4 protein-coding genes are annotated in these 6,199 nt (G+C 63.2%); 1 reads left to right on the forward strand and 3 read right to left on the reverse strand.

All coding sequences use genetic code 11. The features are described from left to right. Positions 1-93: 93 nt before the first annotated feature. Both VFB05_RS30425 and VFB05_RS30430 read right to left on the reverse strand, forming a co-directional pair. On the reverse strand, positions 94-2,814 hold the full coding sequence (locus VFB05_RS30425; protein WP_325019568.1) for a molybdopterin-dependent oxidoreductase: 2,721 nt from the start codon (positions 2,812-2,814) through the stop codon (positions 94-96). After that, positions 2,811-3,623 (reverse strand): FAD binding domain-containing protein, encoded by an 813-nt coding sequence (locus tag VFB05_RS30430; RefSeq protein ID WP_325019570.1) that lies wholly within the window; start codon positions 3,621-3,623, stop codon positions 2,811-2,813. Before VFB05_RS30430 ends, VFB05_RS30425 begins: the two co-directional genes overlap by 4 nt. 192 nt (positions 3,624-3,815) lie before the next feature. On the opposite strand from VFB05_RS30430, the gene VFB05_RS30435 reads away from it, so the two are divergent. Beyond that, complete coding sequence (locus VFB05_RS30435) at positions 3,816-5,162, forward strand: 8-oxoguanine deaminase (RefSeq protein ID WP_325019572.1); 1,347 nt, start codon at positions 3,816-3,818, stop codon at positions 5,160-5,162. A 281-nt stretch (positions 5,163-5,443) separates the two neighbouring features. Here the strand turns inward: VFB05_RS30435 and VFB05_RS30440 are convergent. After that, on the reverse strand, positions 5,444-6,199 hold a 756-nt coding region (locus VFB05_RS30440; RefSeq protein WP_325019574.1), incomplete at its 5' end, for a BMP family ABC transporter substrate-binding protein.

The following is a 6,199-nucleotide window of genomic DNA, read 5'->3' on the forward strand; positions in this document are numbered from 1 at the left end:
GCCCCCCGGCTTGGCCAGGTATGTCCCGGCCGATGTCACAGCTTTGCAGCAATTCAAGCCCTGTGCCAGAGCCGGTCCCGCGTGACGCACAGCCTAGCTGCCGAACTTGTCCTTCAGCGCGGGAAACAACCGGTCGGGCTTGAACGGGGTTGACGTAAAGCGGATGCCGGTGGCGCTCGCTATCGCATTGCCCATCGCAGCCGCGACTGGATTGTAGGGGCTTTCGCTCATCGACTTCGCGCCCATTGGACCGATCGTGTCGTAGGTGTCGGCAAAGAAGACCTCGGTGCGCGGCACGTCGGCGAAGGACGGCAGGTGATAGTCGCGGAAGCGAGGATTGACCATGCGCCCCGCCTCGTCGATCACGAGTTCTTCGTAGAGCGTAGCTCCCAGCGACTGCGCGACGCCGCCCTCGACCTGGCCGCGGCACTGCATCGGATTGGCGACGCGGCCGGCATCGGCCGCCTGCACGCTTTTGAGGATTTTCACCTCGCCGCTGCCCTTGTTCACGGCGACGCGAAAACCCTGCACATTGAAGGCGACCGAACGCGGCGTGCCGCCGGAGCTGCCATGGCCGTCAAGCGTCTTGCCTTGCGCGCGGGCCGCGTGCGCGATCTGTGCAAAGGACAGACGCGTAGCTCCGCAGACGAGATGATCCTTTTCGAGCACGGTTGTCGCGGCATCTGTGCCCATCGCAGTTGCGGCAAAGGCCTTGATGGCGGCGGCGAGATTTTCCGCGGCGACTTTGGTGGCAAGGCCCGCGACGAACGTGCCGGCCGAGCCATAGGCGCCGGTGTCGTGACCGCCATGGGCGGTGTCGGATTGCTGGAGGCGGATCTGGTCGACTGATGTCGTAAGCGCCGTCGCCGCGATCTGGCGATGCACGGTGGACGTGCCGTTACCGAATTCGGCGGTGCCGACGGTGAGATCGAAGCCACCGTCATCGCGCAGGGAAACAAAGCAATCGGCGATGTGGCCAGCCGGCGGCACGGTGTCGATCATGGTCAGTGCAATGCCATCGCCGATCAACCATTCGTCGGACAATGGCGGCTTCGCTGCATCGGCCTTCATCGCGCGCTCGACAAGGTCAAGGCACTGGTCGAGCCCGTAGGAACCGTAGATCACATCGTGATATTCGCTATCCGGCGGCGTCAGCATGGGGTCGCCCGGTTTGACGACGTTGCGGCGGCGCATCTCGAACGGGTTGATGCCGAGTTGCCTTGCGAGTTCATCGATCGCCGCTTCGATCGCGATCAGCGTTTGCGGCAGGCCATAGCCACGGAAGGCGCCAGCCGGCACCGTGTTCGTATAGGCGGCGATGGCATCGACCTTCTTGTTCGGGCAGTCATAGACGCTGATGCACTCCTGGACGGCGTGGAACAGCACGGGACCTGCATGGTTGCCGTAAGCGCCGGTGTTCGAGAGCACGTCGATTTGCAGGGCGGTCAGCTTGCCGTTCTTGTCGGCGCCGGCCTTTACCGTCGCTCGCATCGGATGGCGGGTCGAGGTGGCGACGAATTGCTCTTCGCGCGTCAATTCGAGCTTGACCGGGCGCCCGGTCTTGAGCGCCGCGAGCGCCAGCACGTCCTCGACGAACATCTCCTGCTTGCCGCCAAAACCGCCGCCGACGCGCTCGCAGTATACGCGCACTTTTTCTGGCGGAAGATTGAAGAGATCGGCCAGCGTTCGTCGCGTCAGGAACGGCACCTGCGTCGACGAGCGGACGGTGAGGACGCCGTCGGCATCGAGAAAGGCGAGCCCGCCATGGGTCTCCAGCGCCGCGTGCTGCACACGTTGCGTCGTGAACGTGCCTTCGTAAGTCACGGCGGATGCAGCGAGCGCGGCTGCGACGTCGCCATACTCGCCGTGCGTTTCCGCAGCGATGTTGCGCGCGGCGTCGGCAATGCGATGATTGGTTTTGCCGGGATGAATCACCGGTGCGCCCTCAATGATCGCGGCGGCGGGGTCGACCACGTGCGGCAGGATTTCGTAAGTTACCTTGAGGCGCCGGCAAGCTTCCTCGGCGGCGGCTTCGCTCTCGGCCACGACCGCGGCGACCTTCTGCCCGACGAAGCGTACGACGTCGTCGAGCACGCGCGTGTCGTCGGGGTCCATCCAGTCCTTTTCGTGCCGCGCGGTCGAGAATAACCTCGACGGTGCGTCCTCATGCGTCAGCACGGCATGAACGCCCGGCATCGCGAGCGCGTCGTTCTTGTCGATCGAAATGATCCTGGCGTGCGGATGCGGCGAGCGAAGCATCTTGATATGGAGCAGTCCTTCGATCGCGGTGTCGAAGGTGTAGCGCGCCGCGCCACGCACCACCTGCGGGCCTGCCGGTGCGCCAAGGCTGCGGCCGAACGCGTCGCCGGCGGCAGCATCTTCGATGTTGGTCTTGCCGTTGAGCGCATCCTCGATTGCGCGATAGCCGGTGCAGCGGCAGATGTTGCCCTTCAGTGCCGCGCCGAGATCGCGCTGCTGCGCCTGGTTCAGCGACGCGCAAGTCAGGATCATGCCGCCGGTGCAGAAGCCGCATTGGAATCCCTGCGCATCCAGAAACGCCTGCTGCATCGGGTGAATGGCGGCGTTCCCCGCAAGACCTTCGATGGTGGTGATCGTGTGGCCTTCGGCGCGAAACGCCGGTATCAGGCAGCTATGCACCGGCTCGTTGTCGAGCAGCACCGTGCAGGCGCCGCAATCGCCGGCGTCGCAGCCCTTCTTGACGCCGAAATGGCCGAGCTCGCGCAGGAACGTGCGCAGGCATTGCCCGGCGCGAGGCGATTGCGGAAATTCCTTTCCATTGATCGAAAAGCTCATGCGAGTTCGTCGCGAATTTCGGACGCCAGCCGCAGCGTCATGTGCTTGCGCCAGAACGGCTTGCCGTGAACGTCATCGTGATAGAGAGCGTCGGGAATGGTTTGCAGGATCGCCTCGCGCAGTTCGTCAGCGTCAGGAATTTTCGTGAAGGCGAGCTTGACCGGCCGCTTGGTCGAGGCCGTTACTGTCAACGCGAACGCGCCGTCATGCGCGATGCTGCCGATCAAGAGCGCCGCCGAGCGCCCGACCGGCGTCAGCGAGATCTGGCGAAACGCCGAGCGGCGCTTCAGCGCGGCAAGCGGAATATCGATTTGCCGCAAAAGGTCGCCGGGCTTCAGCACGTTGGTTTGATCGCCGGTGACAAAATCGGCCACCGCGATTTTGCGTTCGCCACCGCCGGCCTGCCAGATGGTGCAGACGCCCTCGAGCGCCGCTGTCAGCGAGATCATCGGCCCCGCCGGCAGCGACATGCAGATATTGCCGCCGACAGTTGCCGTCTTCCAGATCTTGAAGGAGGCGAGAAAGGCGCGGCAGCATTGGTTGATCAAGGGTGCTGCGAGCCAGTCCGGCGGGCAGGTGAGCGCATCGAGTTCGGCGACGGTGCAGGTCGCCGCGATCGACAGTCCATTCGCATCTGACGTCAGCGCGGGCCATCCCAGCGTGGCGAGATCGATCAAGCGATTCAGGTGTGCTTGAGGTTCCGAAAATAGCCACGTGCCGCCCGCGAGCCAGGCATCGCCTGCCGTCCAAACGGGCAGTTCGGAGCGCGCTTTCGGGCGGGCTACCGCCGTGATCGTGTTCAGGTCCATGAACGCTTTTAACGCCAACACCATTTCTGTAACAGTCTTGCAGGACTGGTGCCAATTCGGCCTGATCCTTGAATTGCAAAACACTGTCATTCCGGGGCGCCTCGTAGAGGCGAACCCGGAATCTCGAGATTCCGGGTTCGATGCTATCGCATCGCCCCGGAATGACGGTCAATCAAACTGGGACACTGCGCTATGGGCTCAACACAGGCGATCTGGATCAAGGACCCCCTGGGGATTCTGGCCGAAGGTGCCGACCGCGGTATTGTCGTGCGTGATGGGCGGATCGTCGAGAAGGTCGCCGCCGGCGCGACACCGTCGACGGAAGCAGCGGTGTTCGACGCCTCTGACCATGTGGTGCTGCCCGGCCTGATCAACACCCATCATCATTTTTACCAGACACTGACAAGAGCCGTACCGGCGGCGATGGACCGCGAACTGTTTCCCTGGTTGCAGGCGCTTTATCCGGTCTGGGCACGACTGACGCCCGAGGCGCTCGAGCTCGGCGTCACCGTGGCGACGTCTGAGCTCATGTTATCCGGCTGCACCACCACGACCGATCACCACTATGTCTTTCCGGCCGGGCTGGAAGAGTCCGTCGACATTGAAGTGGCGGTCGCGCAGCGTCTGGGCCTGCGCGTGCTGCTCACGCGTGGGTCGATGAACCTGTCGCAACGCGACGGCGGCCTGCCGCCGGACAGCGTGGTGCAGGATGAAGACACGATTCTCGCCGACAGCGAACGTGTCGTCGCCAAGTATCACGAGCGCGGCGAAGACGCGATGGTGCAGATTGCGCTGGCGCCTTGTTCGCCGTTTTCGGTGACGACCTCGCTGATGACAAAGACCGCTGAACTCGCCGGAAAGCTAGACGTTCGCCTGCACACCCATCTTGCCGAGACCGAGGACGAGAACAAGTTCTGTGAACAGCTCTATAAATGCCGGCCGCTCGATTATCTGGAAAATTGCGGCTGGCTCAATGCGCGGACCTGGCTGGCGCACGGCATTCACTTCAATGCCTCCGAGATGAAGCGGCTGGGAAAGGCCAAGACCACCATCAGCCATTGCGCGTGCAGCAACCAGATCCTGGCCTCCGGCGGCTGTCCGGTTTGCGAGATGGAGGAGGCCGGCGTCGGCATCGGGCTTGGCGTCGACGGCTCGGCGTCGAACGACGAATCCAACCTGATGCAGGAAGTCCGCGCGGCGTTTCTGCTGCAACGCGCGCGCTATGGCGTTGGCAAAGTGAGCCACAAGGACGCGCTGCGCTGGGCCACAAAAGGCTCGGCGGCCTGCGTCGGCCGTCCTGAACTCGGCGAAATCGCGACCGGCAAGGCCGCTGACCTGGCGCTGTTCAGGCTCGACGAGCTGCGTTTCTCCGGTCACGGCGATCCGCTTGCGGCGCTGGTGCTGTGCGGCGCGCATCGCGCCGACCGGGTGATGGTTGCCGGAAAGTGGACCGTCATCGACGGCGCGATTCCAAGGCTGGATGTCGCTGAGCTGATCCGCCGCCACAGCGCGGCGGCGCGCAAGCTTCAGGCGGGATAGTTAGAGTTCGGGCCGCAAACTTGGTTTACCCTCTCCCCTTGCGGGAGAGGGTGGTTTCGAGCGTAAGCGAGAAACCGGGTGAGGGGTTTTCGTCATGCTGATACTGACCCCTCACCCGGCTCGAATTTCGCTATCGCTTATTTTCGCCACCCTCTCTCGCAAGGGGAGAGGGAACGCACCGCCGCTGCGGTCGATATAGCAACCAGAAGCAACTGGGAAAACAAAAAAGGCCGGGCGTTTCCGCCCGACCTTCTGCCGCCGCCGCGATGCGTTTCTCGGGCTTACTTGCCCGGGATCTTGTCGTCGATACCCTTGACGTAGAAGTTCATGCCGAGCACCTGACCGTCGTCGAGATGGTCGCCGCCCTTGCACTCGACCGTCTTGCCGTCCTGATCGACGATCGGGCATTTGAACGGATAGAGCTTGCCGGCGATGATGGCGGCTTCGGTATCCTCAGCCATTTTCTTCACGTCGTCGGGCATGTTGGTGTAGGGCGCCATCACGACCATCTTGGCCTTCAGGCCGTCCCAGACGTTGTCGGTTGCCCACTTGCCGTCGAGCTCGGCCTGGACGCGGCGGATGTAATAGGGCGCCCAGTTGTCGATGATCGAGGTGAGTTGGGTCTTCGGCCCGAATTTGATCATTTCGGAGTCCTGGCCGAACGCCAGCTTGCCGCGCTCGGATGCGATCTGCATCGCGGCCGGCGAGTCCGTGTGCTGCATGATCACGTCGGCGCCCTGATCGAGCAGCGCCTTGGCAGCATCGGCTTCCTTGCCCGGATCGAACCAGGTGTTGGCCCAGATGATCTTGACCTTGATGTTGGGATTGACGCTCTGGGCACCGAGCATGGTGGCGTTGAAGCCCATGATGACTTCGGGAATCGGGAACGAGCCGATATAGCCGAGCACGCCGGCCTTCGACATCTTGCCCGCGATCACGCCCTGGATGTAGCGGCCCTCGTAGAAGCGGCCGTTATAGATGCCCATGTTCTTGTCGTGCTTGAATCCGGTGGCGTGCTCGAAATGCACGTTCGGATA

The sequence above is a fragment of the Bradyrhizobium sp. genome (assembly GCF_035652035.1).
GTDB lineage: Bacteria > Pseudomonadota > Alphaproteobacteria > Rhizobiales > Xanthobacteraceae > Bradyrhizobium.